Origin of the sequence: Blastococcus sp. TML/M2B (genome assembly GCF_016612865.1) — a bacterium.
Taxonomy (GTDB): Bacteria; Actinomycetota; Actinomycetes; order Mycobacteriales; family Geodermatophilaceae; genus Blastococcus.
In genome coordinates, this window is sequence record NZ_JAENZZ010000002.1 from 1,921,231 (window position 1) to 1,946,781 (window position 25,551).

At 74.0% G+C, this 25,551-nt stretch carries 28 protein-coding genes, 2 pseudogenes and 1 riboswitch; of the genes and pseudogenes, 20 read left to right on the forward strand and 10 right to left on the reverse strand.

Features of this window, described 5'->3' with window-relative positions; genetic code table 11:
- Positions 1–162 precede the first annotated feature (162 nt).
- Positions 163–663, reverse strand: a complete 501-nt coding sequence (locus tag JKP75_RS17870; RefSeq protein ID WP_200489962.1) for an SRPBCC family protein — start codon at positions 661–663, stop codon at positions 163–165.
- The gene (locus JKP75_RS17875) at positions 660–989 is read right to left on the reverse strand and encodes a helix-turn-helix transcriptional regulator (RefSeq protein WP_200489961.1); all 330 of its coding nucleotides are present in this window, start codon (positions 987–989) and stop codon (positions 660–662) included. Before JKP75_RS17875 ends, JKP75_RS17870 begins: the two co-directional genes overlap by 4 nt.
- Before the next feature lie 73 nt (positions 990–1,062).
- Here JKP75_RS17875 and JKP75_RS17880 point away from each other — a divergent pair, with 73 nt between their 5' ends.
- Positions 1,063–1,257, forward strand: coding sequence for a hypothetical protein (locus JKP75_RS17880; RefSeq protein ID WP_200489960.1), 195 nt, complete (start codon positions 1,063–1,065; stop codon positions 1,255–1,257).
- 127 nt (positions 1,258–1,384) lie between these two features.
- Positions 1,385–2,285, forward strand: a pseudogene (locus JKP75_RS24785) (NAD(P)H-dependent flavin oxidoreductase).
- A gap of 73 nt (positions 2,286–2,358) precedes the next feature.
- On the opposite strand, the gene JKP75_RS17890 reads toward JKP75_RS24785, so the two are convergent.
- The 3 genes from JKP75_RS17890 to JKP75_RS17900 all read right to left on the reverse strand — a co-directional run bounded on the left by JKP75_RS17890 (position 2,359) and on the right by JKP75_RS17900 (position 4,063).
- Entirely contained in the window at positions 2,359–3,057 is a 699-nt protein-coding gene (locus JKP75_RS17890; protein WP_200489959.1) for a DsbA family oxidoreductase, read from the reverse strand.
- A 157-nt stretch (positions 3,058–3,214) separates the two neighbouring features.
- A complete protein-coding gene (locus JKP75_RS17895) occupies positions 3,215–3,592 on the reverse strand; it encodes an FKBP-type peptidyl-prolyl cis-trans isomerase (RefSeq protein WP_200489958.1) in 378 nt (125 codons plus the stop codon).
- Positions 3,593–3,670: 78 nt separating this feature from the next.
- Positions 3,671–4,063, reverse strand: a complete 393-nt coding sequence (locus tag JKP75_RS17900; RefSeq protein ID WP_207147471.1) for a VOC family protein — start codon at positions 4,061–4,063, stop codon at positions 3,671–3,673.
- A 137-nt stretch (positions 4,064–4,200) separates the two neighbouring features.
- On the opposite strand from JKP75_RS17900, the gene JKP75_RS17905 reads away from it, so the two are divergent.
- Positions 4,201–4,590 (forward strand): VOC family protein, encoded by a 390-nt coding sequence (locus JKP75_RS17905; RefSeq protein WP_200489956.1) that lies wholly within the window; start codon positions 4,201–4,203, stop codon positions 4,588–4,590.
- A 17-nt stretch (positions 4,591–4,607) separates the two neighbouring features.
- The gene (locus JKP75_RS17910) at positions 4,608–6,344 is read left to right on the forward strand and encodes an alpha-glucosidase (protein ID WP_200493336.1); all 1,737 of its coding nucleotides are present in this window, start codon (positions 4,608–4,610) and stop codon (positions 6,342–6,344) included.
- A gap of 150 nt (positions 6,345–6,494) precedes the next feature.
- Here JKP75_RS17910 and JKP75_RS17915 read toward each other — a convergent pair whose 3' ends face one another.
- Positions 6,495–7,268 carry an acyl-CoA dehydrogenase family protein gene (locus JKP75_RS17915; RefSeq protein ID WP_200493338.1) on the reverse strand — a complete coding sequence of 258 codons (774 nt, stop codon included), beginning with the start codon at positions 7,266–7,268 and terminating at the stop codon, positions 6,495–6,497.
- Between the two features lie 32 nt (positions 7,269–7,300).
- Between JKP75_RS17915 and JKP75_RS21970 the strand changes: the two genes are divergently transcribed.
- The gene (locus tag JKP75_RS21970; protein WP_242473370.1) at positions 7,301–7,558 is read left to right on the forward strand and encodes a hypothetical protein; all 258 of its coding nucleotides are present in this window, start codon (positions 7,301–7,303) and stop codon (positions 7,556–7,558) included.
- Here the strand turns inward: JKP75_RS21970 and JKP75_RS24790 are convergent.
- Positions 7,480–7,755 (reverse strand): annotated as a pseudogene (locus tag JKP75_RS24790) (acyl-CoA dehydrogenase family protein); the annotation flags it as partial. The gene JKP75_RS21970 and the pseudogene JKP75_RS24790 overlap by 79 nt on opposite strands.
- Positions 7,756–7,895: 140 nt before the next feature.
- Positions 7,896–9,857 carry an acetoacetate--CoA ligase gene (locus JKP75_RS17925; protein WP_309229963.1) on the reverse strand — a complete coding sequence of 654 codons (1,962 nt, stop codon included), beginning with the start codon at positions 9,855–9,857 and terminating at the stop codon, positions 7,896–7,898.
- 83 nt (positions 9,858–9,940) lie between these two features.
- On the opposite strand from JKP75_RS17925, the gene JKP75_RS17930 reads away from it, so the two are divergent.
- The 7 genes from JKP75_RS17930 to JKP75_RS17960 all read left to right on the forward strand — a co-directional run bounded on the left by JKP75_RS17930 (position 9,941) and on the right by JKP75_RS17960 (position 14,834).
- Positions 9,941–10,288: a PadR family transcriptional regulator gene (locus tag JKP75_RS17930; RefSeq protein WP_200489954.1), complete on the forward strand. Its 348-nt coding sequence runs from the start codon at positions 9,941–9,943 to the stop codon at positions 10,286–10,288.
- Positions 10,285–10,785: a hypothetical protein gene (locus tag JKP75_RS17935; protein ID WP_200489953.1), complete on the forward strand. Its 501-nt coding sequence runs from the start codon at positions 10,285–10,287 to the stop codon at positions 10,783–10,785. Before JKP75_RS17930 ends, JKP75_RS17935 begins: the two co-directional genes overlap by 4 nt.
- 64 nt (positions 10,786–10,849) lie before the next feature.
- Positions 10,850–11,245, forward strand: coding sequence for a DUF2237 family protein (locus JKP75_RS17940; protein WP_200489952.1), 396 nt, complete (start codon positions 10,850–10,852; stop codon positions 11,243–11,245).
- Positions 11,246–11,281: 36 nt separating this feature from the next.
- Positions 11,282–11,776, forward strand: a complete 495-nt coding sequence (locus JKP75_RS17945) for a glutathione peroxidase (protein WP_200489951.1) — start codon at positions 11,282–11,284, stop codon at positions 11,774–11,776.
- 78 nt (positions 11,777–11,854) lie between these two features.
- Complete coding sequence (locus tag JKP75_RS17950; protein ID WP_200489950.1) at positions 11,855–12,913, forward strand: iron ABC transporter permease; 1,059 nt, start codon at positions 11,855–11,857, stop codon at positions 12,911–12,913.
- On the forward strand, positions 12,910–13,995 hold the full coding sequence (locus tag JKP75_RS17955) for an iron ABC transporter permease (protein ID WP_309229964.1): 1,086 nt from the start codon (positions 12,910–12,912) through the stop codon (positions 13,993–13,995). The genes JKP75_RS17950 and JKP75_RS17955 overlap by 4 nt, the downstream gene beginning before the upstream one ends.
- Positions 13,992–14,834, forward strand: a complete 843-nt coding sequence (locus JKP75_RS17960; protein ID WP_200489949.1) for an ABC transporter ATP-binding protein — start codon at positions 13,992–13,994, stop codon at positions 14,832–14,834. The genes JKP75_RS17955 and JKP75_RS17960 overlap by 4 nt, the downstream gene beginning before the upstream one ends.
- 9 nt (positions 14,835–14,843) lie before the next feature.
- Here JKP75_RS17960 and JKP75_RS17965 read toward each other — a convergent pair whose 3' ends face one another.
- Positions 14,844–15,407 (reverse strand): TetR family transcriptional regulator, encoded by a 564-nt coding sequence (locus tag JKP75_RS17965; protein WP_309229965.1) that lies wholly within the window; start codon positions 15,405–15,407, stop codon positions 14,844–14,846.
- Positions 15,408–15,539: 132 nt separating this feature from the next.
- Between JKP75_RS17965 and JKP75_RS17970 the strand changes: the two genes are divergently transcribed.
- Together JKP75_RS17970 and JKP75_RS17975 are read left to right on the forward strand one after the other, a co-directional pair.
- Positions 15,540–17,015, forward strand: coding sequence for an MFS transporter (locus JKP75_RS17970; protein WP_200489948.1), 1,476 nt, complete (start codon positions 15,540–15,542; stop codon positions 17,013–17,015).
- Positions 17,016–17,141: 126 nt separating this feature from the next.
- Positions 17,142–18,146: an ABC transporter substrate-binding protein gene (locus JKP75_RS17975; RefSeq protein ID WP_200489947.1), complete on the forward strand. Its 1,005-nt coding sequence runs from the start codon at positions 17,142–17,144 to the stop codon at positions 18,144–18,146.
- A 66-nt stretch (positions 18,147–18,212) separates the two neighbouring features.
- On the opposite strand, the gene JKP75_RS17980 is transcribed toward JKP75_RS17975, so the two are convergent.
- A complete protein-coding gene (locus JKP75_RS17980; protein WP_309229966.1) occupies positions 18,213–19,880 on the reverse strand; it encodes a BCCT family transporter in 1,668 nt (555 codons plus the stop codon).
- 272 nt (positions 19,881–20,152) lie between these two features.
- On the opposite strand from JKP75_RS17980, the gene JKP75_RS17985 reads away from it, so the two are divergent.
- From JKP75_RS17985 to JKP75_RS18010, 6 genes are all read left to right on the forward strand, one after another.
- Positions 20,153–20,959 (forward strand): thioesterase family protein, encoded by an 807-nt coding sequence (locus JKP75_RS17985; protein WP_200489946.1) that lies wholly within the window; start codon positions 20,153–20,155, stop codon positions 20,957–20,959.
- Positions 20,960–21,046: 87 nt separating this feature from the next.
- Entirely contained in the window at positions 21,047–21,946 is a 900-nt protein-coding gene (locus tag JKP75_RS17990; RefSeq protein WP_309229967.1) for a mechanosensitive ion channel family protein, read from the forward strand.
- Positions 21,943–22,473, forward strand: a complete 531-nt coding sequence (locus JKP75_RS17995; protein WP_200489945.1) for a hypothetical protein — start codon at positions 21,943–21,945, stop codon at positions 22,471–22,473. Before JKP75_RS17990 ends, JKP75_RS17995 begins: the two co-directional genes overlap by 4 nt.
- 85 nt (positions 22,474–22,558) lie before the next feature.
- On the forward strand, positions 22,559–23,482 hold the full coding sequence (locus tag JKP75_RS18000; protein ID WP_200489944.1) for an ABC transporter substrate-binding protein: 924 nt from the start codon (positions 22,559–22,561) through the stop codon (positions 23,480–23,482).
- 17 nt (positions 23,483–23,499) lie between these two features.
- On the forward strand, positions 23,500–24,453 hold the full coding sequence (locus JKP75_RS18005; RefSeq protein WP_200489943.1) for an amino acid ABC transporter permease: 954 nt from the start codon (positions 23,500–23,502) through the stop codon (positions 24,451–24,453).
- A 38-nt stretch (positions 24,454–24,491) separates the two neighbouring features.
- Positions 24,492–25,244 carry an amino acid ABC transporter ATP-binding protein gene (locus JKP75_RS18010; RefSeq protein WP_200491289.1) on the forward strand — a complete coding sequence of 251 codons (753 nt, stop codon included), beginning with the start codon at positions 24,492–24,494 and terminating at the stop codon, positions 25,242–25,244.
- Positions 25,245–25,420: 176 nt separating this feature from the next.
- A riboswitch (SAM riboswitch) is annotated at positions 25,421–25,539 on the forward strand.
- Positions 25,540–25,551 lie beyond the last annotated feature (12 nt).

The window sequence follows — 25,551 nt, forward strand, 5'->3', positions numbered from 1 at the left end:
TCCACGCTAACCGACCCCCGGCGGGGTCACCGATCGAGCGCGGCGGTGCGCGGAGCGGTCGATCCGGCCGCCGACGCCGTTGTCGGCGGACGGATCCCCGGCACGCTATCGCGCACGTCACACCGCGTCACGGACGGCGCGGGGCGTGCCTCCCCGGAGGGGTCAGGCGCGGCCGTAGGCGGGGCCGGTCGCGGCGAGGAAGGTGTCCCAGTCCCCCGGCCCGGACGTGCCCTCCACCTCGGCGCCGAACTTGTCCAGGTACCAGTGCCAGCCCATGGCGTAGTCCACGACGTCGGCGTCGGGGCCGAAGACCTGCACGAAGCGCAGCACGGTGCGGTCGCCCTCCCGCGTGAGGTCCAGGTCCACCCGCCACGCGTCGCTGTCCTGCTGCACCCACTCGACCACCAGGCGGCGGGGCGGGTCGCACTCGAGGATCCGCATCGGCTCGCCGGCCGGCTCGGCCTCGTGGGTCATCGTGAAGGTGCCGGTGGCGCCGACGGCCCGCTCCCCCTCGAAGGTGCCGATCCAGCGCACCAGCCGGTCGGGTTCGGTGAGCGCGGCCCACACGTCCTCGATCGGATCGGGCCACTCGCGGCGGAACTCCAGCCGCTGCCGTCCGTCGTCCAGGCGGGTGACGGTCCCCCGTCGCCGGTCCGCGCTCATGCCGGTCCTCCGTCCCTCCGTGCCCGCCGACCGCGGGCGATCTCGGTGTCCAGTGCGTCCAGCCGCTGCGCCCACAGGTCGCGGTAGGCCGCCAGCCAGTCGTCGAGCTCGCGCAGCGGCCGCGGGTCGAGGGCGTAGAGCCGCCGCTTCCCCTCGGCCCGCACCGTGACCAGGCCGGCCTCCCGCAGCACGCGCAGGTGCCGGCTGACCGCCGGCCGGCTGACCGGGAAGCGCTCGGCGAGCTCCCCCGCGGGCACCTCGCCGTGGGCGAGCAGCCGCACGAGCTCCCGGCGGACCGGGTCGGCCAGCGCGGCGAGGGCGTCCACGGGTGCATGCGTAACACATGGGTTACGCGAAGGGGAGGGGTTCCACCGTCCGCCGTCGGGGCATGCGCCGGGCATGACCGTCACCGATCCCGACACCCCGGATCCGCTCAACGACCCCCGCACGCTGCAGGCCGATCCCGGCGCGATGGGCCAGGGCGAGGACCTCGCCTCGGCCGGGGACGACCCGCTCGTGGCCGGCGAGGACGAGATCGCCGCCGACGAGGAGGAGCAGGCGGCCGGCGGCCCGTACGCCGACCCGGCGGTGTGACGGATCGGTCCACCCCCGCGCGCCGGTGCCGGGGGGCGCCATCGCTGCGCTGCGGCACGATGGGCCGGTGATCCAGACCCCGCTGACCCGCCGCTTCGACCTCGCGACGCCGGTCGTCGGTGCGCCGATGGCCGGCGTCTCCGGCGGCGCCCTCGCCGCGGCCGTCTCCCGGGCCGGCGGGCTCGGCATGGTCGGCGTCAGCGGCCGGCACAGCGCCGAGTTCGTGACGGCGGAGAGCGCCCGCGCCGCCGAGGGCGGCCCCTTCGGCGTCGGGCTGATGATCTGGACGCTCGCGGACCGGCCGGAGCTCTTCGACGCCACGCTGGCCGCACGCCCGGCACTGGTGTCGATGTCCTTCGGCGACCCGGCGCCCTACGTCGCGCCGCTGCACGACGCGGGCATCGCCGTCGTCGCGCAGGTGAACACCGTCGCCGATGCGCACCGCGCCCTGGAGGCGGGTGTCGACGTCCTGGTCGCGCAGGGCACGGAGGCCGGTGGGCACACCGGGCAGCGCGCGCTCCTTGCCGCTGCTGCAGGAGGTGCTCGCGCTCACCGACCTGCCGGTCCTCGCCGCCGGCGGGATCGCGACGGGCCGCGCGATGGCCGGGATGCTGGTCGCCGGCGCGGCCGGGGTGTGGATCGGGACGGCGCTGCTGTCGTGCACGGAGGGGCTCAACGGCGCGGCCGCCCGCCTGCGGATCCGGGAGGCCGACGGCGACGGCACGGTGCTGACCCGCGCCTTCGACGTCGCCGAGGGCATCGCCTGGCCGGAGCGCTGGCCCGGCCGGGCGCTGGTCAACGACTTCTCCCGCGCCTGGCACGGGCGGGAGGCCGAGCTGGTGTCCGACGACGCCGCCCGGCAGCTCGTCGTCGACGGCCGGCGCACCGGGGACCCCGCGCACGCCCCGCTCTACGCGGGCGAGGCGGTGGGGATGGTGCGCGCGGAGCGGTCGGCGACCGACGTCGTCCGCGAGCTGACCGCGGACGCCGAGACGGCCCTGCGCGCCGTCCCGGGCCTGCTCGGCTAGCGCCCGAGCCGCCGGATGTGCACGAACCGGGGTCTTGCGCCGCCGGAGAGGCCGTTATGCGCACATCCGCCGGTCAGACGGCGCAGGTGCCGTCCTCGCAGCCCTCGGCGGCGGGGACGGTGATCAACGGGTTGGCGTCGGCCCAGGCGCGCTCGAGGATCTGCAGCAGCTGCTCGGCGGGCTGGGCGCCGGCGGCGCCGTACTTCCGGTCGACGACGAAGAACGGGACGCCGCGCGCGCCGAGCTCGACCGCCGTCGCGCTGTCCTCGATGACCGCGTGCCGGTAGCGGCGGTCGGCCAGCGCCTCGCGGACCTCGGCCTCGTCCAGCCCCACCTCCACGGCGAGCGGCACGAGCGAGTCGACGTCGAAGACCGAGCGCTGCTCCTCGAAGTAGGCGTGCAGCAGGCGCTCCTTGAGCTCGTTGCGCTTCTCGTTGCCGTGCTCGGCGGCCAGGTGCAGCAGCTCGTGGGCGAGCAGCGTGTTGCCGCTGATGCCGTCGGCCAGGTGGTACTCGAGCCCCTCGGCGGCGGCGAGCTCCTCGAGACCGCGCATGTTCTCGCGCATCTGCTCCGCGGGGACGCCGTACTTGGCGGCCAGCGCGGGCAGCGTCGGGTGCGTCTCGCCCTCGGGGACCGTCGGGTCCAGCTGGAAGGAGCGCCACACGACCTCGACCTGGTCACGGTGCGGGAACCGCTCCAGGGCGGTCTCCAGCCGGCGCTTGCCGACGTAGCACCACGGGCAGACGACGTCGGACCACACCTCTACGCGCATGCCCGACCCAACGCCGTTGCACGGCGGAACTATTTCCCGCGGGCGGAGGGCGCGCCGGGTGGGGCCCGGGGGGGGTCCCACCCGGCGCGACGGACCCGCTCGGCGCCAGGCGGGAACGTCTCCTGGACGCGCTGTGATCCGGGGGGGGGTCGCGGGGTCAGCGCACGCCGACGAGGTCGACGACGAAGACGAGGGTGGCGCCGGGCTTGATGACGCCGCCCGCGCCGCGCTCGCCGTAGGCCTTGTGCGCCGGGATGGTCAGCCGGCGGCGGCCGCCGACCTTCATTCCGAGCATGCCCTCGTCCCAGCCCTGGATGACCATGCCGACGCCGAGGCGGAACTCCAGCGGGTCGCCGCGGTCCCAGGAGGCGTCGAACTGCTCGCCGCCGTCGTGGGTGACGCCGACGTAGTGGGCGCTGATCAGGTCGCCGGCCTTGGCCTCGGGGCCGTCACCGACGACGAGGTCCTCGATCACCAGGTCGTCGGGGGCGGGCCCGGTGGGGGGCTCGACGTCCGGACGGGTCAACTCGGCCACGATGCCTCCTCGCTGGCGCCGGGGCCGTCCCGGTGCCGCGACCATCCAAGCAGCGGGGACGCCGGCCCGCCCGGGCGGTCACTGCACGGCAGAAGGATCCATCCAGATGGTCTCCCAGACGTGCCCGTCCGGGTCGGTGAAGCTGGTGCCGTACATGAACCCGTGGTCCTGCGCCGGCTGCAACGGCTTGCCGCCCGAGGCCAGGGCACGGGCGAGCATGTCGTCGGCCTCCTCCCGCGAGTCCACGGACAGGCCGTTGAGCTGCGTCGTTGCCGCGGCCGGGTCGCCGACCGCTCCCGGCACGAAGTCGGCGAACCGGTCGCGGGTGAGCAGCATGACCACGATCTGCTCGCTGATGACGACCGACGCCGTCCGCTCGTCGCTGAACTGCTCGTCGAACTCGAGGCCGAGCCCACCGTAGAAGGCCTTGGCCCGGGCCAGATCGGCGACGGGGAGGTTCACGAAGATCATGCGCACGGGGGTCTCCTCGGTCCGCGGGGCGGCGCGCCCACGCGCGCCGTCAGCAGTACGACGACCGACGACGACGGTTCTCATCGGCGGGGCGCCGGGGGGTGCCGGATGCCGGGCCCCGCCGCTACCGTCCGGCCATGATCGACCACCTGGGTCTGCAGTGCGCCGACGCCGCCGCTGCAGCGGCCTTCTACGAGCAGGTCTTCGCCTCCTGCGGCGTGCGGGAGGCCATGCGCTTCGACACCCCGCACGGCCCGGTGATCGGCCTGGCCGGCCCGGGCGGCCAGCCGCAGCTGTGGACGTCGCCGCTGGCGGAGGGTGACAACCGCCCCGTGCACCTCGCGCTGGCGGCCCCGTCGCGCGAGGCCGTCGACGCCGTCTATGCGGCAGCACGGGAGGCGGGCGCGGAGATCCTGCACGAGCCGCGGGAGTGGCCCGAGTACCACCCGGGCTACTACGGCGTCTTCCTGCGCGATCCCGACGGCAACAACGTCGAGGCCGTGCACCACGGGTTCCCGGCGTCCTGATCGGGGCAGACGGTCGCATGGACTCCGCACCCTCGCCCTTCCCGACGGGCGCCGAGCCCGCGCCGTGGTGGACCCGCGCCGTCGTCTACCAGGTCTACCCGCGCTCGTTCATGGACTCCGACGGCGACGGCGTCGGCGACCTGGGCGGCATCCTCCAGCGGCTGGACCACCTGACCGACCTCGGCGTCGACGTCCTGTGGCTCTCGCCGGTCTACCCCTCGCCGCAGGCCGACAACGGCTACGACATCAGCGACTACCGCGACATCGACCCGCTCTTCGGCAGCCTGGCGCAGCTGGACGAGCTGATCGCCGCCCTGCACGCGCGCGGGATGAAGCTGGTGATGGACCTGGTGGTCAACCACACCAGCGACGCGCACCCGTGGTTCGAAGAGAGCAGGGCATCGAGGACGTCACCGAAGCGGGACTGGTACTGGTGGCGGCCGCCGCGGCCGGGATTCGCGGCGGGTGACCCGGGGGCGGAGCCGACGAACTGGCAGTCGTTCTTCTCCGGGCCGACATGGACCCTCGACGAGGCCAGCGGCGAGTACTACCTGCACCTGTTCGACCGCCGCCAGCCCGACCTCAACTGGGAGAACCCCGAGGTCAGGCACGCGGTCTACGACATGATGCGGTGGTGGCTCGACCGCGGGGTCGACGGTTTCCGCATGGACGTCATCAACATGATCAGCAAGGACGTCGCCCCGGACGGCTCGCTGCACGACGGGCCGCCGATCCCCGGCTCGGCGCTGGGCAGCGGGTACGCCTCGTTCATCTGCGGGCCGCGGATCCACGAGTTCCTCCAGGAGATGCACCGCGAGGTCTTCGCGGGGCGCCCGGAGGCGTTGCTGACCGTCGGCGAGATGCCCGGCGTCACCGTCGAGCAGGCCCGGCTGTTCACCGATCCGGCCCGCGCCGAGGTGGACATGGTGTTCCAGTTCGAGCACGTCGGCCTGGACCACGGGACCTCGAAGTGGGAGGTCCACCCGCTGCGGATGCGCGACCTCAAGGCCTCGTTCGGCCGCTGGCAGACGGGGCTGGCCGAGGTGGGGTGGAACTCGCTCTACTGGGACAACCACGACCAGCCGCGCGCGGTCTCCCGCTTCGGGGACGACTCCCCCGAGTTCCGCCGCGACTCGGCCACCTGCCTGGCCACGCTGCTGCACCTGCACCGCGGGACGCCGTACGTCTACCAGGGCCAGGAGCTCGGGATGGCGAACTACCCGTTCCGCTCGCTGGAGGAGTTCGCCGACGTCGAGTCGCTCAACCACCACGTGCACGCCGTCTCCGCGGGGCACGACCCGGCCGACGTCCTGGCCGCGCTGCGGACGTCGAGCCGCGACAACGCCCGCACCCCGGTCCAGTGGGACGACTCGCCCCACGCCGGCTTCACCACCGGCCGGCCGTGGCTCGCGGTCAACCCCGACCACGTCGAGTGGAACGCGGCGGCGCAGCGGGACGACCCGACGTCGGTGCTCGCCCACTACCGGCGGCTGATCGCGCTGCGGCACGAGGACCCGGTGGTGGCCCTCGGCGACTTCCACCTGCTGCTGCCGGAGCACGACGAGGTGTACGCCTTCACCCGCTCCCGGGACGGCGGAACGCTGCTCGTCGTCTGCAACGTGGGCCGGACCACCTACCGGCTGTCGTCGCTGCTGCCCGAGGTGGTCGACGCGGAGCTGGTGCTCGGCAACCTGCCCGAGGACGACCCCGCCGTGCTGCGCCCCTGGGAGGCGCGCGTGCTCCGGCTGCCCTGACCCCGCGTCTTGTGCACGAACCGTCGTCTCCGGTGGCCCGGGACGACGGTTCGTGCACGAACGGTCGCGTCGCCGCCGCTCAGCCCGACCGGTGCGCCCTGTTCCACGTCTCACCGCGCGCGGAGAGGTGGAACAGGGCGCAATCGCGACTCAGCTCAGCGGCGAGCGCGGCAGCAGGCGGTCGCTGATGATCCGCTTCTGGATCTCGCTGGTGCCCTCGAAGATCGTGGTCAGCCGGGCGTCGCGCCAGTGCCGCTCGACCTGCCGCTCGGTGGTGTAGCCGTTGCCGCCGTGCAGCTGCATCGCCTGGTTGGTCACCCGCACCGACATCTCGGTGGCCTCGAGCTTGACCATCGAGGCCTCCTTGGCCACCGGCAGCCCCAGGTCGATCAGGTGCGCGACCTGCCGGTAGAAGCTGCGCGCCTGCTCGATCTGCGCGGCCATCTCGGCGACGGCGAACCGCAGCGCCTGGAAGTCGCCGATCGGGTGGCCGAACTGCTCGCGCTCCTGCAGGTAGAGGATCGAGTCCTCCAGCGCGGCGCGGGCGAGGCCGACGGCACGGGCGGCGGTGTGCACGCGCGCGGTGTTGAGGAACTTCTGCGCCTCGGCGAAGCCAGCCTGCTTGGCCGCCTCCCCCTCCTCGCCGCTGTCCTCCCGGGCCGCCTTGGCCTCGTCGATGATGTTGTCCTTCGGGATGCGGACGCCGTCGAAGGTGAGGTCCCAGGTCAGGAAGCCGTGGTAGCCGATCTTGTCGATCGGGTGCCCTGTGAGCCCCTCCGGGAACTCGCCGCGCTTCTTCTCCAGCAGCAGGTTGATCAGCCCGGCCGAGCGGGACTCCCCCTCCTCCGGGTCCCGCTCGCGCACCAGCACCTGGATGAAGTCGGCCGCCTCGGCGTTGCCGCACCAGCGCTTGCGGCCGGTCACCACCCACTCGGTCGCCCTCGAGGACGGCGCGGGTGGAGACGCCGGCGAGGTCGGACCCGGCGTCGGGCTCGGACAGCGCGATGGCGCCGATCCACTCGCCGCGGGCGCTGCGCCGGCTGAGCTCCTCGCGCCGGTCGGCGTCGGGCACCGCCGTCCCCAGGCCCTGGGAGCGGGCCAGGATGCTGGCCGACGACATCCAGGCGCGGGCCAGCTCCTCGCTGACCATGCAGTACTCGAAGACGCCCAGGCCCAGGCCGCCCTGCTCGGCCGGCACGGTGATGCCGAAGTAGCCCAGCTCGGCCAGCCGGCCCAGCAGCGAGGCCGGGATCAGGCCCTTCTGCGGGTCGAGCTCGTTCGCGACCGGCAGCACCTCGTCCATCGCGAACCGGCGGGCCTGCAACTGCAGCTCCTCGCGCTCGGGCGTGTGCCACGGGGGCAGCAGCGCCGGCGGCGGGGGCAGCAGGGTCTCGGTCTCGCTCGACGTCATCGTCGGTCTCCACTCGGTCCGGGCGGATGATCAGGTCCACCTTGGGGGCTGGTCCTATCCGCCGCAGTCCGAGCTCATCCGCGCAGGTGACCAGCCTCACCAGCGCCGACCCCGGAGGGACTTTCGGTACCGAAAGTCCCTCAGGGGGTGCGGCGCTGCCGGGCGAGCGCGACGTAGTGCTCGACGGCGGCGGGGTCGTCGACGGTGCCGACGTTGACCGCCTTGGCCGGGTCGACGCCCTGGAACAACCGCTTGAGCGGCACCTCCAGGCGCTTGCCGGTGCGCGTGTGCGGCACCGCGGGGACGGCGAGGACCTCGTCGGGCACGTGCCGCGGCGAGGCCTGCTCCCGGATGACGGCGCGCAGCCGGGCAACCAGCGCGTCGTCCAGGGAGACCCCCGGCGCCAGCTGCACGAACAAGGGCATCCAGTAGCCGCCGTCGGGCTGCTCCACCCCGAGGACGACGCAGTCGACCACCTCGGGCACCGACTCGACGGCGGCGTAGATGTCGGCGGTGCCCATGCGGACGCCGCCGCGGTTGAGGGTGGAGTCCGAACGCCCGGTGATCACGCAGGTGCCGCGCTCGGTGACCTCCATCCAGTCGCCGTGCCGCCACACCCCGGGCCACGGCTCGAAGTAGGCGGCCCGGTAGCGGGCGTCGCCGGGGTCGTTCCAGAACCGCAGCGGCATCGACGGCATCGGCTCGGTGATCACCAGCTCGCCGAGCTCCCCGGTCACCGGCTCGCCGTCGGCCGACCACGCCGCCGCGGCGACGCCGAGCAGCGGGCGCTGCAGCTCCCCGGCGGTCACCGGCAGCAGCGGCGAGCTGCCGATGAACCCGGTCGCGACGTCGGTGCCGCCCGACAGCGAGCCGAGCAGCACGTCGTCGGCCACGGCGTCGTAGACCCAGCGGAAGGCGGCGGCCGGCAGCGGCGAGCCGGTCGAGCCGACGCCGCGCAGCGCGGAGAGGTCGTGGTCCCGGCCCGGCCGCAGCCCCGCCTTCTCGCACGCGGAGAGGTAGCCGGCGCTGGTGCCCAGGTACGTCATCCCGGTCCGCGCGGCCAGGGCGAACTGCGCGTCGGGGCCCGGGTAGGCCGGCGCGCCGTCGTGGACGACGAGCGTGCAGCCGCTCAGCAGCGTCGACGTCGCGATGTTCCACATGATCCAGGCGGTCGAGGCGTACCAGAAGAACCGGTCGCCCACGCCGACGTCCATGTGCAGCTCGGCGGCCTTGCGCTGCTCGAGCACGACGCCGCCGTGCCCGTGCACGATGCCCTTCGGCAACCCGGTCGTGCCGGACGAGTAGACGATCCACAGCGGGTGGTCGAAGGCGGTCGGCTCGAACCGGGGCTCCTGCGTGTCCGCGACGGCGTCCGCCCAGCTCAGCGCTCCGTCGGGCGGCTCGGACGGGAACAGCCGAGGGACGGCGATCGTCGTCCGCACGCTCGGCAGCGCGGCGCGCAGCTCCGCGACGACCTCCCGCCGGTCGAACGGCCGCCCGTTGAACCGGTAGCCGTCGACGGCCACGAGCACGGTGGGCTCGATCTGCGCGAACCGGTCCAGGACGGCGCGGGTGCCGAAGTCCGGCGCGCACGCCGACCACACCGCGCCCACGGCGGCGGCGCCGAGGAACGCGACCACCGCCTCCGGGACGTTCGGCAGGTAGCCGGCCACGCGGTCCCCCGGACCGACGCCGAGCCGGCGCAGGGTCGCGGCGAACGCGCCGACCTGCCCGCGCAGCTCGGCCCACGAGATCTCGGCCGGCTCGGTGTCCTCGGCGGTCGCGATGATCGCCGGGTGGTCGGGCGTGCTCTGCCGGAAGACCTGCTCGGCGTAGTTCACGGTCGTGCCCGGGAACCAGACCGCCCCGGGCATCCCCGGGTCGGGCAGCACGGCGGCGTCCGGGACGTCGAGCACGCCGGTCCACCGCGCGAGGTCGCCCCAGAACTGGTCCAGGTGCTCCACCGACCAGCGCCACAGCGCGTCGTAGTCCACCGGGTCGCCGAAGGAGAGCCCGCGGCGCTGCTCGACCCAGCGCGCGAACGCCGCGATCCGCGTTCCCCGCATCGTCTCCGGAGTGGGCTGCCACAGGACGTCGCTCACGCCCGCACCCTGCCACTGCCACGCCGCGCTCCGCCACGGCTCACTAGCTTGCGTCGCTGACTAGTAGGTCTTACCGTCTAGCCGTGCCCTCCGAGACCCCCTGGCCCTCCGACTGGCTGCGCGCGGCATTGCCGCTGTGCGTCCTCGCCGTCGTGGCCGAGGAGGAGACCTACGGGTACGCCATCGCCCAGCAGCTCCGCGAGGCCGGCCTGGGTCCGGTCAAGGGCGGCACGCTGTATCCCCTCCTCAACCGGATGGAGCAGGACGGGCTGCTGCGGTCCTCCTGGCGGGAAGGCGCCGCCGGGCCCGGGCGGAAGTTCTTCGCGGCCACCGAGGCAGGCCGGGCGGAGCTCGCCGGGCGCACCGCCGCATGGCGGCTGTTCACCGAGCAGGCCACGGCCCTGCTCCCGTCCCTGGAGGAGGCCCGATGAGTTCCGACGCCGGCACGTACCGCGGCGATCTGATCCTGGCGCTGCGCATGCGGGACATCCCCGGCGACCGGATCGGCGAGATCGTGGCGGAGGTCGAGAGCCACGTCGCCGACAGCGGGGAGGATCCGCGCGAGGCCTTCGGACCGCCGCAGGAGTACGCGGCGAGCGTCTCCGGCCGGGCCCGTACGCGCTGGAGCCGCGCCGACGTCCTCGTCGCCGTCGGCAGCCTCGTCGGTGGGTGGTCGCTCGCCACGGGCCTGCTCGGGCTGATGGGCGGCGACCCGGTCGGGCCGCTCCCCACCTGGGCTCTGCTCGGCGTCGCGGTCGTCGTCCTCGCCCCTACCCTCGGCCACCTGCGCCGTTCGGCGTCGCCCGCGCGCGATCCCCGCACCGGGCAGGACCTCGCACCGCTGCCCCGCTGGGTGCCCTGGGCCATGGGCGCCTCGCTCGCGCTCCCGGTGGTGCTCGCGGCGGTGGTCATCGCCGCGGCCTCCTGACCGGCGGGCCGGGCACCCGTCGGCCATCCTGACCGGAGACGTGCCACCGGAGACAGGAGCCACCGTGCCCGCAGACGAGAAGAACGTGCTCGGGGGCCTGCTGGAACCGTGTGGCACCGAGCCGCTCACCGGTTTCTACCGCGACGGCTGCTGCAGCACCGGCCCGGAGGACCTCGGCTCGCACACCGTCTGCGTCGTCGTCTCCGCCGAGTTCCTGGAGATGCAGCGCTCGCTCGGCAACGACCTGTCCACCCCGCGCCCCGAGTACGGCTTCCCGGGCCTGCGCCCCGGCGACCGGTGGTGCGTCGTCGCCGTCCGGTGGCTGCAGGCCTACCAGGCGGGCGCCGCCGCGGGCGTGGTCCTGGCCGCGACCAACCAGCGGGCGCTCGAGGTGGTGCCGATCGAGGCGCTGCGGCAGCACGCCGTCGACGTCCCCGACGACATCAGCGCCCTGGAATGACGGAATGAACGCCGTCCCGGCGGTGCTGCGGCGGTCATGAGCGACCTCCTCGACGTGCCGCTGACCACCCTCGCAGGCGAGGCGACCACGCTGCGCGAGCTGACCGGTGGGACGCCGGCGCTGCTCGTGAACGTGGCCAGCAAGTGCGGGCTGACCCCGCAGTACGCCGCACTGGAGGCGCTGCACGAGGAGCTCGCGCCGCGCGGCTTCACCGTCGTCGGCGTGCCGTGCAACCAGTTCATGGGCCAGGAGCCGGGCACCGCCGAGGAGATCGCCGAGTTCTGCTCCAGCACCTACGGCGTCACCTTCCCGATGACGGAGAAGGTCGAGGTCAACGGCGAGGGGGCGCACCCGCTGTTCCAGCAGCTCACCGCCGTCCCCGACGCCGAGGGCACGGCCGGCGAGGTCGCCTGGAACTTCGAGAAGTGGCTGATCTCGGGCACGGGCGACGTCGTCGCCCGGTTCCGCCCGATGACGACGCCGGACGCCCCCGAGGTGCGCGCCGCGATCGAGTCGGTCCTCCCCGGCTGACGCGCCGCTCCCGGCCGGACAGCGGGGCAGTGAGGTTAGCCTTACTGCAGATCTCGCCGTCCGTCCCTGGGAGCTCGTGTGACCGCCACGGCCGACGCTCCCGCGCGGAGCGGCGCCGCCCGCACCTCGGTGCGCACCCAGCGCGCCCGGCGGACGCTGGTGCTGCTCGGCCTGGTCGGGCTCGTGCTGGCCGCGGCGCTGGCCAGCATCGCGGTCGGCACCCGCTCGCTCGCCCCGGGCGAGGTCTGGCGCGCGCTGTTCGAGACCGACCCGACGAACGAGGCCGCGGTCATCGTCCGGCAGCTGCGGGTGCCGCGCACCGTGCTCGGCCTGCTGGTCGGCGCCGCGCTGGGCATGTCCGGCGCGCTCATGCAGGGCCACACCCGCAACCCGCTCGGTGACCCGGGGCTGCTCGGCGTCACCGCCGGCGCCTCGCTGGCCGTCGTCCTCGCCATCGCGGTGTTCGGCGTCGCCTCGCCCGCCGGGTACGTCTGGTTCGCCTTCGCCGGCGCGCTGATCGGCACCGTCCTCGTCTACGCGATCGGCTCGGCCGGCCGCGGCGGCGCGACGCCGGTGACGCTCGCGCTGGCCGGCGCGGCCCTCTCGGCGCTGCTGTACGCGATCGTCCGGGCGTTCGTGGTCAGTGATTCCCGCACCCTGGACAACTTCCGCTTCTGGCAGGTGGGCGCGCTGGCCGGCCGCGGCGAGGAGGTCGCCTGGCAGGTCGGGCCGTTCATCGCCGTCGGCGTCGTGCTGGCGCTGGTCAACGCCCCCGCGCTCAACCTGCTCGGCCTCGGCGAGGACGTCGCCCGCGGGCTCGGCCAGCGCATCTGGCTGGCCCGGGCGGTCGGCCTGGCCGCCATCACGCTGCTCTGCGGCGCGGCGACGGCGGCCTGCGGGCCGATCGCCTTCGTCGGCCTGGTCGTGCCGCACGTCGTCCGCGCGCTCACCGGCCCCGACCACCGCTGGCTGGTCCCCTGCTCTGCCCTCGCCGGCGCCGCGCTGCTGCTGGCCGCCGACGTGCTGGGCCGCGTGCTGGCCCGCCCCGGCGAGCTCCAGGTCGGCATCGTGCTCGCGCTGGTCGGCGCCCCGTTCTTCATCGCGCTCGTGCGCCGTCGCCGGACGATGGCCCTGTGAGCGCCACGCTGGAGCGCCCGGTCAGCGGGCCGCGCGGCCGCACGGCGGTGCGGATCGGGCCGGTCTCGACCGTGCTGCGCTGGCGGCAGGTGCTCGTCCCGCTCGTGGCGCTGGTCGTCCTGCTGCTCGTCTCGGCGGTGAGCATCGGCCGCGGCGACTTCCCGATCGGGGTCACCGACGTCGTCCGCACGCTGCTGGGCCTGGACGAGGGCCCGCAGGAGTTCATCGTGCGGCAGCTGCGCGCGCCGCGGGTGGTCGTCGGGCTGCTGGTCGGGCTGGCGCTCGGCATCGCAGGCGCGCTGTTCCAGACCTTCGCCCGCAACCCGCTGGCCTCCCCCGACACCCTGGGCATCACCGTCGGCGCCTCCGTCGGCGCCGTGGCGGCCATCGTGCTCAGCGGCACCAGCTCGGCCGGCGCCGTGCTGGGCGGCTTCGGCGTCCCGATCGCCGCGCTGATCGGCGGGCTGGTCACCGGGCTGCTGCTGTTCGTGCTGGCCTGGCGGGCGGGCCTCGACGGGTACCGGCTGGTCCTCGTCGGCATCGCGCTGTGGTCGGTCGGCAGCGCGCTGGTCGACTGGCTGCTCACCAACGCGCAGATCTACGACGCCGCCGCGGCGTACGTGTGGGTCACCGGCTCGCTCAACGCGCGCACCTGGGACCAGGCGGTGCCCCTCGCCCTGGCCCTCGCCGTGCTCCTGCCGCTCGCGCTGGCGACCGGCCGGGCGCTGAGCGTCCTCCAGTTCGGCGACGACACCGCCCGCGGCCTGGGCCTGCGCCTCCCGATCGCCCAGACGGCGGTGGTCCTGCTCGCCGTCGCGCTCACCGCGGCGGCCGTCTCCGCCGCGGGCCCGATCACCTTCGTCGCGCTCGTCGTCCCCCAGGTGGCGGTGCGCCTGACCGGCGGCTCGCGCCCGCCGCTGCTGGCGTCGGGCCTGCTGGGCGCCGTCCTCGTCGTCGGCGCGGACCTGGTCACCCGCACCGTGCTCCCCGAGGCGCTGCCGGTCGGCATCCTCACCGCCGTCATCGGCGCGCCCTACCTGCTCTGGCTCCTGGTCCGCGGAAGGCGGCGATCCACCCTATGACGGCGCACACCGTGACCCCGGCAGCGCAGGGGGCCCCCGCCCCGGAGGCGGCGCGCGTGCGGCTGGCCGCCGACCACGTGCGGCTGGCCTACGACGACACCGTCGTCGTCCACGACCTGGACCTCGAGCTCACCGACGGCTCGTTCACCGCGATCGTCGGGCCCAACGGCTGCGGCAAGTCCACCCTGCTGCGTGCACTGGGCCGGCTGCTGCGCCCCACCGGCGGCCAGGTGCTGCTCGACGGCCGGTCGATCGCCCGGACGCCGACCCGCGAGGTCGCCAAGGTCCTGGGTCTGCTCCCGCAGTCGCCGATCGCGCCGGAGGGGCTGACCGTCGCCGACCTGGTCGCCCGCGGCCGGCACCCGCACCAGAGCTGGGTGCGGCAGTGGTCCCGGGACGACGAGGCGGTCGTCGCCGAGGCGCTGGAGTGGACCGACATGGCCGAGCTGGCCGGCCGCGCGGTCGACGAGCTCTCCGGCGGGCAGCGGCAGCGCGCCTGGATCTCGATGGCGCTGGCGCAGGGCACCGACCTGCTGCTGCTGGACGAGCCGACCACCTACCTCGACCTCGCCCACCAGATCGACGTCCTCGAGCTGGTCGGGCGGCTGCACGCCGAGCGGGGCCGCACGGTCGCCGTCGTCCTGCACGACCTGAACCTCGCCGCCCGCTACGCCGAGCGGCTCGTGGCCATGAAGGACGGCGTGCTGGTCGCCTCCGGCACGCCGGCCGAGGTGCTCACCGAGCAGCTGCTGGCCGACGTGTTCGACCTCGAGGCGCGGATCGTGCCCGACCCGGTGACCGGCACGCCGATGGTCGTCCCGGTGCGCCGGCTGCGCTGAGCCGGCCGCTCACGCCGCGGCGAGCACCTCGTCGAGGTGCTGCAGCGGATCGCCGCCCTCGCCGCTGCGGACGTCGTCCAGCCACACCCGGAACGCGGTGACGGCGCGCCCCACCAGGAGGCGGGTGCGCCAGTCCGCCACCCCGCCGCTGCGGGCCACGAGCCGCTCGGTGAGCCGCCGCTCCTGGTCCGAGAGGCGGGAGACCGGTGAGGCGCCGCGCTCGCGGGCGACCTGCGCCAGCGTGCGCAGGTGCGCGTCCAGCCGGCCGTCGTCGGCGGTCACGGACTCGCCGAGCCGCCGCAGCGCCCAGTGCAGCACCCCCGCCTGGTCCAGGTCGTCGGGGGCGGTGGCGATGTCGTCGGCCACCCGGTCGGCCATGACGCGGCTGGGTTCGGCCAGGACGTCGTCCTTGGTCGGGAAGTAGCGGAAGAAGGTCCGCGGCGCGATGTCGGCCGCCGCGCAGATGTCGGCCACGGTGACCTTGTCGAAGCCGTGCTCGGCGAACAGCCGCATCGCGGCGTCGACGGTCTGGGCGCGGCTGGCCGCCCGCTTGCGCTCGCGCAGCCCGTCCACGGACCACCTCCTCCCCGTCCCCGGTTGGACGCGTGACGAGCTCCACAGGTTCCGCCAGGACGACGGGGCCCTCGCGGCATAGCATGCCGCGTGGCAGTTTGTGCCACGAAACCCGTCCTGCTTGGAGCCTGCATGTCCCACGCCCCCACGACCTCCCCGGCGGCCGCCGCCGAACCCGGGGCCGACGACGCCTGGCACCCCCAGCAGGTGGCCGCGCTCGCGGTCGTCGCCGTGTGCGGCGTGCTGGTCTCGCTGACCCAGTCGATCCTCATCCCGGTGCTGGGTGCCATCCAGCGCGACCTGCAGAGCAGCACCACCGGCACCGAGTGGCTGCTCACCTCGACGCTGCTGGTCGCCGCGGTGGCGGTGCCCGTGTTCGGCCGGCTCGGTGACCTCTACGGCAAGCGCCGCATGCTGCTCGTCGCCACCCTGGCCCTCGTCGTCGGCTCGGTGATCTGCGCGCTGGCCGACTCGATCGAGGTCATGATCGTGGGCCGCCTCGTCACCGGCCTCTCCTCGGCCGCCATCCCGCTGGGCATCAGCCTGATCGGGCAGGTGCTCCCGGCCGCGCGCGCCGGTTCGGGCATCGCGCTGGTCAGCGCCACGCTGGGCATCGGCGGCGCCCTGGGTCTGCCGCTCGCCGCGCTCGTCGCCGAGCACTCCGACTACCACGTGCTGTTCTGGATCTGCGCCGTCGGCGGCGCCGCCGGCTTCACCGGCATCTGGTTCGCGCTCACCGAGGTGGCCCGCAACGGACGCGGCCGGATGGATTTCCCGGGCGCCCTGCTGCTCGCCGCCGCGCTGGTCAGCCTGCTGCTCCCGCTGGCCGAGGCGACCACCTGGGGCTGGGCCGACGGCCGGACGATCGGCCTGCTGGTCCTCGCCGCCGTCCTGCTCGCCGTCTTCGTCGTCGTCGAGCGGCGGGTCGCCTCGCCGCTGGTGGACCTCGTGGTCAACGCCCGGCCCTCGCTGCTGCTGACCAACATCGCCTCGCTGTGCATCGGCTTCGCCCTGTTCGCCTCCTTCATCGGGACGGCGACCTACGTGCAGGCGCCGCCCTCGACCGGGTACGGCTTCGGCTCCTCGGTGCTCGCCAGCGGGCTGGCCATGCTGCCCAGCGGTCTGGCCATGCTGGCGCTGTCCCCGGTCTCGGCGATGCTCTCGGCCCGCTTCGGCCCGAAGATCACGCTGGCGATCGGCGGCGCCGTCGTGGCGCTGGGCTTCCTCGGCCGGATCGTGTTCACCGGCTCGTTCACCGAGATCGTCATCTGGACGACGGTCGCCGGCGCCGGAACCGGCATCGCCTACGCCGCCATGCCGAGCCTGATCCTGCGGGCCGCACCGTCGCACGAGCTCGCCGCGGCCAACGGGCTCAACACGCTGGCCCGCAGCGTCGGCAGCTCGCTGGCCAGCGCCATCGGCGGCACCCTGCTGGCCGCGCAGACCATCTCGCTCGGCGGGTTCGACCTGCCCTCGCTGAGCGCCTACCGCACGCTGTTCGGCATCTGCGCCGGCGCCGCGCTGCTCGGGGCGCTGGTCGCGCTGGTCATCCCGGCCGCGACGGCGGAGGCCGGGCAGGAGCAGCGGGCCGTCCCCGTCCGCGCCTGAGACGCCGGTGCGGGGCGGCGCCCGGGCCCGCCCCGCACCGGACCCCCTCCCACGGGCGACTTAGGCCAGGCTAACCTTCGCGGCGCAGAGGGATGATCACGCATCCCCGAACCCGAGGAGAACCCGTTGGCCCGCACATCCCGCCGCCTGCTCGGTGGCCTGCTCGCGCTCGCCGTCGTCGGCCTGAGCGCCTGTTCCTCCGACGACGAGGGCGCGGACGGCGCGTCCTCCGGCGCGGGATGGTCGTTCACCGACGACCTGGGGAACACCGTCGAGCTCGACGAGGCCCCCGAGCGCGTCGCCGGCCTCAACGACGTCGTGTCCTCGCTGTGGAACTACGGCATCGCGCCGGTCGCCACCTTCGGCCAGACCTCCACGGCCGACGACGTCGCCTTCGAGGGCCGCGACCTCTCCGACGTCGAGATCCTCGGCGAGAGCTACGGCGACATCGACCTCGAACAGCTCGCCGCGGCGGCGCCGGACGTCATCGTCACCACCGTCTACCCGACCGACTCCGAGGGCACGCTCGACGAGAGCCAGCCGCTGTACGGCTTCGAGTCGGTGGAGCAGCAGGAGCAGGTCGCGGAGATCGCGCCGATCATCGCCATCGCCTGGCGCGGCTCGGCCGCGGACGTCATCGAGCGCACCGCCGAGCTGGCCGAGGCCCTCGGCGCGGACATGGGCAGCGACGAGGTCACCGCGGCGCGCGCGGACTTCGAGGCCGCGAGCGCGGCGCTGACCGAGGCCGCCGCGGGCGGGCTCACCGTGCTGCCCGTCGCCGCCTACGCCGACGAGGGCTTCTACATGGCCAAGGCGCCCGACGAGCCGTCGCTGCGCATGTACGGCGAGCTCGGCGTCCAGTTCGTCGACCCGGGCGGCGAGGACTACTACTGGCAGACCGCCGGCTGGGAGACCGTGACCCAGTACCCGAGCGACCTGATCCTGTACTCGCTGCGCGGGGCGCTCCCGCCGGAGCAGATGGCCGAGCAGCCCACCTACAACCTGCTGCCCGCGGCCCAGGCCGGCCAGGTCCACCCGTGGAAGTACATCGGGATGGACTACGCCGCCCAGGCCGCCTACATGGACGAGCTCGCCGGCTGGCTGGCCGGCGCGCAGGACGTCACGCCCTGACCCACCGACGGGGCCGCCGGGATCGTGCGATCCCGGCGGCCCCGTGCGGTCAGGAGGGTCGTGCGGTCAGGAGGGTCGCTCCGCGCCGTCCGGGGCCGGCTTCACGGAGAGCACGAAGTCGTCGCCGTGGTGCCGGATGCCGTGCACGACGGCCTGCTCGACGGCCTCGACCGCCGCCGTCCGGCGCAGCACCATCGGGTCGCTGCGCAGGTCCTTGGCCAGCGAGACGGCCAGCCCCACCATCACCAGCGCGAACGGCAGCGCCGCGATGATCGTGAGGTTCTGCAGCCCGGTCAGGGCCTCGTCCCCCCCGACCAGCAGCATGATCGCGGCCACGGCGCCCATGACGACGCCCCAGAAGACGACCGTCTTCCGCGAGGGCTCCAGCGTTCCGCGCTCCGACAGCGAGCCCATGACGATCGAGGCGGCGTCGGCCCCGGAGACGAAGAAGATCGCCACCAGCACCATGACCAGGATCGTCATGGCGGTCGCCAGCGGATAGGTGTCGAGGACGCCGAACAGCTGCCCCTCGGACGTCGACTGGCCGGCGACGTCCGCGCCGTCCCGCTGGGCCGCGATGCCGGCGCCGCCGAAGATCGCGAACCAGACCAGGCTGACCGTGCTGGGCACGAGCAGCACGCCGGTGACGAACTGGCGGATGGTGCGACCGCGGCTGATCCGCGCGATGAACAGCCCGACGAACGGCGTCCAGCTGATCCACCAGGCCCAGTAGAAGACCGTCCAGCCGCGCAGCCACTCGGCCATCGGGTCGCCGCCGCTGGCCTCGGTGCGGCCGGCCATCTGGGCCAGGTCGGAGAAGTAGGCGCCGATCGCGCCGGGCACGAGGTTGAGGATCAGCACCGTCGGGCCGACGACGAACACGAACAGCGCGAGCACCCCGGCCAGCACCATGTTGATGTTGGACAGCCACTGGATGCCCTTGGCCACCCCGGAGACCGCCGAGGCGACGAACGCGCAGGTCAGGATGGCGATGATGGCGACCAGCGCGCCGTTGCCGACGTCCCCGAACCAGCCGATGATCTCCGCGCCGCTGCCGATCTGCAGGGCGCCCAGGCCGAGCGAGGCCGCCGAGCCGAACAGCGTCGCGAAGATCGCCAGGACGTCGATGAGCTTGCCCGCCGGGCCCTCGGTCCTGCGCCGGCCGAACAGCGGGGCGAACGCCGAGCTGATCAGCTGCGGGCGGCCGCGGCGGAAGGTGCCGTAGGCGATGGCCAGGCCCACGACGGCGTAGATCGCCCACGGGTGCAGCGTCCAGTGGAACAGCGTCGTGGCCATCGCGGTCGAGATCGCCTCGGGCGTCTCGGCGTCGACCGTGCGCGGCGGGGGCGAGACGTAGTGCGTCAGCGGCTCGCTGACGCCGAAGAACATCAGCCCGATGCCCATCCCGGCGCTGAACATCATCGCGATCCACGAGGTGGTGCGGAACTCGGGCTGCTCGTCGTCCCGGCCCAGCGGGATCCGGCCGTACCGGCTCGCGGCCAGCCACAGCACGAAGACGACGAAACCCGAGGCCAGGACGACGAAGAGCCAGCCGAGGTTCTCCTCGACCCAGGTCAGCGCGGAGCCGCTGGCCGACCCCAGCCCCGAGGGCGTCAGGAACCCCCAGGCCACGAAGGCCAGGGCGAGGGCGGCGGAGATCCCGAAGACGACGGTGTCCAGCCGGCCGCCGCGGTCGGCGGCGACCGCGGGTGGCTGGGCCAGGGCGGGGTGCACGGCGGAGGCCCCGCTCGGGGCATCCGGCAGGTCGTCCGCCCCCTGAGCGGGTGGGGACGTGGTCGGGTTCTGGGTCACTGTGGTGTTCGGCGCCGGTCGGCGCCCCTCCGTTCCTCGGTTCGTGGGCGCTGCCCGGCGGGAGCCGGGGCACCTTTCCCCCTACGGTTCGCGCACGCGGCGGCGCTCGCAAACCGACTGGTCGCGCGGGGGGCCCGGGCTCCCCCGACCGGGTGGTCCCCGGCGGTGCCGGACCGGCACGGGAGACTGGTGGCATGGAGCTGCCCGGCGCCCTGTACGAGCCCACCGCCGACGGGTTCGAGGCCACCGCCCTCACCATCGGGCCGTGGGACCCCGGCCTGCAGCACGCGGGCCCGCCGGCCGCGCTGCTCGCGCGGGCCGCGGAGCGGGCGAGCGGGATCGCCGAGGGCCAGACGGTGCGGCTGACCTACGACATCTTCGGCCCGGTGCCGGTCGGCCCGGTGCGGATCAGCACCTCGGTCGTGCGGCCGGGCCGCCGGGTGGAGCTCGTCGAGGCGGTGCTCGACGCCGGTGACGGCCGCCCTCTCATGCGGCTGTCGGCCTGGCGGATGCGCACCCGCAGCGACGACCTGCCGGCCGCCGTCCCGGGCTCGGCGCCGGAGGTGCCGCATCCCGCACCCGCCGGCCCGGACGCCGCCGCCGGCGAGGAGGCCGCGTTCTTCCGCAGCGACGTCGCCTACCACAAGGCGCTGAGCTGGCGGTTCGCCCGCGGCAGCTTCAACTCCCCGGGGCCGGCCACCGCGTGGACGCGGCCGCAGTGCACCCTGGTGGAGGGCGAACCGATCACCCCGCTGCAGCACCTGCTGGTCATGACCGACGCGGCCAGCGGCATCTCCGCGGTGCTCGACTGGAGCAGCGCCACCTTCGCCAACGTGGACCTGGGCGTGGCCCTGCACCGGCCGCCGCGCGGGGAGTGGCTGGGCATGGCGGCGACCACGGTGCTGGGCGACTCCGGCGCCGCGCAGTGCTCGGCGGTCCTCTTCGACGCCGAGGGGGCGGTCGGCCGCTCCACCCAGTCGCTGTTCGTGGAGCCGCGCTGACGGCTCCCGGTCGGGCACGACCGCTGGCCACCGTCCCCCGGGCGCACCAGGGTGGACGACGACGAGATCGACGAGGAGGACCTGTAGGTGGGCGACGCGCTGAGGGACGTCCTGGACTGGCTGTCCGGGCGAGGGCTCGAGGTGGTGCTGATCGTCCTCGGGTCGGTGCTGCTGGCCCGGTTCGTGGGCTGGGTCGGCAGCCGGGTCACCCAGGGGATCGACGAGCGCTCCACCGGCGGTGACGCGCTCGTCCGCTCCGAGGCGGCCAAGCACCGGCACTCGCTCACCCAGGTCGTCACCTGGACCGCCGTCGTGCTCATCTACGCCGTCGCCGTCTTCTTCGTGCTCGACCGGCTCGGCGTGCCGGTCACCGGCCTCGTGGCCCCCGCGACCGTGCTGGGCGTGGGGCTCGGCTTCGGCGCGCAGCGCGTCGTCGGCGACGTCCTGGCCGGCTTCTTCATCATCACCGAGCGCCAGTACGGCTTCGGTGACGTCGTCTCCATCCAGGTGGTCGGCGGCGGCGACCCGGCCACCGGCACCGTCGAGGACGTCACCCTGCGCGTGACCCGGGTGCGCTCGGCCAACGGCGAGGTCGTGACCGTGCCCAACGGCCAGATCGTCAAGGTCGTCAACCTGTCCCGCGACTGGGCCCGAGCGGTCATCGACGTGCCCGTGCCGTCGGACGCCGACGTCAACCGGGTCAACGAGATCCTCCGCGAGGTCGGCAGGGACGCCTTCCGCGACCCGGCGATGCGCCCGCTGCTGCTGGACCCGCCGACCGTCATGGGCGTGGAGAGCCTCGGCCTGGACGAGGTCAACGTCCGCGTCGTGGCGCGCACCCTGCCGGGCAAGCAGTTCGAGGTCGGCCGCGACCTGCGGGTGCGGATCGTGCTGGCCTTCCGCGACCAGGGCATGCAGGTGGTACCGCCGCCTGCCGCCGGGGACGCACCGACCGCGCAGCTCGTGCGCGAGGGGGAGGACGCGTGAGCGGGCAGGACCAGACCACGCCGGACCAGGTCCCGACGCCGACGGTCAGCACCGCCCCCACCGGCGGGGAGACCCCGCCCGCGGCCGCCCGCTGGTGGCAGCCCGGCGGCGCGCTCCCCGACCACCTCGGCCGCGCCCGGACCTCCACGGTGGTCCTGTCGGTGCTGTTCGTCCTGGTCTTCGCCCTCTACCTCACCGTGCGGCCGGACGAGACGACGACCGGCACCGCGCCGGCCGGCGGCAGCAGCGACGTCGAGGCCCCGGTGGTCCCGGTCGTGCCGCAGGAGCCGACCTCGCCCGAGCCCACCGAGGAGCCGGCCCCGACGACCGGTCCGGGGGAGACCGACGAGCCCGGGGAGGGCACCGGCACGCCGACGACGAGCAGCGCACCGACGTCCTCGAGCCCCGGCACGACGACGCCGGGCAGCGACTCGAGCACCGCTCCGGGGACCCCGCAGCCGACGGGGACCACCGGCGGGACGACCGAGCCGGCCACCCCGACGACGACGTCCCCGCCAGGACCGTGACCGAAGCGGTACGGACCTCGCGCGACGGGGAGGCGCAGCGCAGGGCAAGATCTAGCCCCTGCCCCGCCCGAAGGAGACCCTGCCCGTGTCCGCTCGTTCCCTGACCCGCCGCGCCGCGACCGCCGTCGCCGCCGCCACCACCGCCGCGCTGATCCTCAGCGGCTGCGGTGACGACTCCGACGACTCGTCGTCGTCCGGCTCGCCGGCCGACGAGAGCACCCCCGCCGTCGAGGTCGACGACGACCTGGCTTCGCGCGTCCCGGCCGAGATCAGCGAGGACGGGACGATCACCGTCGGCAGCGACACCAGCTACGCGCCGAGCGAGTTCATCGACGAGGACGGCGAGACGATCGTCGGCTTCGACGTCGACCTGTTCTCCGCCGTCGCCCAGAAGCTCGGCCTGGAGGCGGAGTTCGAGTCGGCCTCGTTCGACTCGATCATCGCCGGCGTCGGCTCGGGCCGGTACGAGACGGGCGTCTCCTCGTTCACGATCAACCCCGACCGCCTGGCCGAGGCCACGATGGTCAGCTACTTCTCCGCCGGCACCCAGTGGGCCGTGCAGGAGGGCAACCCGGAGGGCGTCGACGCCGACGACGCCTGCGGGGCGTCCGTCGCCGTGCAGCGCGGCACCGTCCAGGTCGACGACATCACCGCCCGCTCCGCCGACTGCGAGGCCGCCGGCAAGGACGCGATCGACATCCAGCAGTTCGAGGGCCAGGACGAGGCCACCGCGGCGCTCGTCTCCGGTCGCGTCGACGCCAGCCTGGCCGACTCCCCCGTCATGGCCTACGCCGTCCAGCAGACCAACGGCAAGCTCGAGCTGCTCGGCGACATCTACGACTCCGCCCCCTACGGCTACGTCGTGCCGAAGGCCCAGACCGAGTTCGCCCAGGTCCTGGCCGACGCGCTCGCCGCGCTGATCGAGGACGGCACCTACGCCGAGATCCTGGAGAAGTGGGGCGTCGAGGCCGGCGCCATCGACACCCCGGCCGTCAACCCGGCCGGCTGATCCCCCTCCCCCGACCGATGCCCGACACGAGCACGACACCGGCACCGCCCGAGGCCATCCGGGCGGTGCCGGTGCGGCACCCCGGCCGCTGGATCGCCACCGCCGTCATCGCGGTGCTCGCCGCCATGTTCGTCAACATGCTGGTCACCAACGAGGTGTTCCAGTGGGACTTCATGGTCGAGAACATGTTCAGCGACGCCGTCCTCCGGGGCGCGCGGACGACGCTGATCATGACCGTGCTGGCCATGGTCATCGGCATCGCGCTGGGCATCGTGCTGGCGGTCATGCGGCTGTCGGCCAACCCGGTCGTGTCGGGGGCGGCCTGGGTCTACATCTGGTTCTTCCGCGCCATCCCGCGCATCGTCCTGCTGTTCTTCTCGGCCAGCCTCGGGGCGCTGTACTCGACGTACGACATCGGCATCCCCTTCGACCAGCAGATCATGGACCTGTTCGGCTTCGAGGGGGACTGGCGCTTCCTGAGCCTGGACGGCAACGACATCTTCCGGGGTTTCATCGCCGGGCTGCTGGGCCTGGCGCTCTCCGAGGGCGCCTACGCGGCCGAGATCGTCCGCGCCGGCATCCAGTCGGTCGACCCCGGGCAGACCGAGGCCGCCGCCGCCCTGGGCATGAGCCGCGCCCAGACGATGCGTCGGATCGTGCTCCCCCAGGCGATGCGGGTGATCATCCCGCCGATGGGCAACGAGACGATCGCGATGCTCAAGGACACCTCGCTGCTCATCGCGGTGCCGGTGACCAACGAGCTCAACTTCCAGCTGCGCGCCATCGGCAGCCGGACCTTCCAGGTCATCCCGATGGCCGTGGCCTCGATCCTCTGGTACCTGGCGCTGGCCAGCCTGCTGATGATCGGCCAGTACTTCCTCGAGAAGCGGTTCAGCCGCGGCTTCGGGGTGCGCGAGACGCGGCAGCAGCGGGCCGCCCGCCGGGCCACCGAGATCGGGAGCACGCATTGAGCAGCGCCGTGAGCAGCCCGTCGCCCGCAGCTCCACCGATGGTGCGCGCAGAACAGGTGCACAAGCGCTTCGGGCACGTCGAGGTGCTCAAGGGCATCGACCTCGAGGTCGCCCCGCGCGAGGTCATGTGCGTCGTCGGCCCGTCCGGGTCGGGCAAGTCGACGTTCCTGCGCTGCATCAACCACCTGGAGCGGATCGACGCCGGCCGGCTGTGGGTGGACGGCCACCTGGTCGGCTACCGCGAGAAGGGCGGCCGGCTGCACGAGCTGCGCGACTCCGAGGTGGCCGCCCAGCGCCGCGACATCGGCATGGTCTTCCAGCGCTTCAACCTGTTCCCGCACAAGACCGCGCTGGAGAACGTGACCGAGGCGCCGGTGCAGGTGAAGGGCGTGGGCCGGGCCGAGGCCCGCGAGCGCGGCGCCGCCCTGCTGGAGCGCGTCGGGCTCGGCGACCGGGTGCACAACTACCCGAACCAGCTCTCCGGCGGCCAGCAGCAGCGGGTCGCGATCGCCCGCGCGCTGGCGATGCAGCCCAAGCTGATGCTGTTCGACGAGCCCACGTCGGCGCTGGACCCCGAGCTGGTCGGCGAGGTCCTCGACGTCATGCGCGGCCTGGCCGAGGACGGCATGACGATGGTCGTGGTCACGCACGAGATGGGCTTCGCCCGCGAGGTCGGCGACAGCCTGGTCTTCATGGACGACGGCGTCGTCGTCGAGGCCGGCGACCCGCGGCAGGTGCTCACCGACCCGCAGCACGAGCGCACCCGCTCGTTCCTCTCCAAGGTGCTCTGAGCCCCTGCAGCCACCCGTCGACGATCAGGTGACCTGATCATCGGGCGTCCTCCCTCACGGTCTGCGCTGAGGGAGGACGCAGCACGATCAGGTCACCTGATCCTGGCGTCACCGGCGCGGGGCGGGCGTGGGGCCGGTGTTTCACGTGGGACAACGGGATGCCTAAGATCACGTCGGCTCACGAGAGGCAGTGCGAAGCACCTGGCTGACTGCCCGGCAACCTCCTACTCCGTCTGAGGTGCTCCAGGGGAAGAGCCGGCTCGCGCGGCGCCCGCCGCGGGGGCAAGGACGGAGCTCCCGTGCGCCG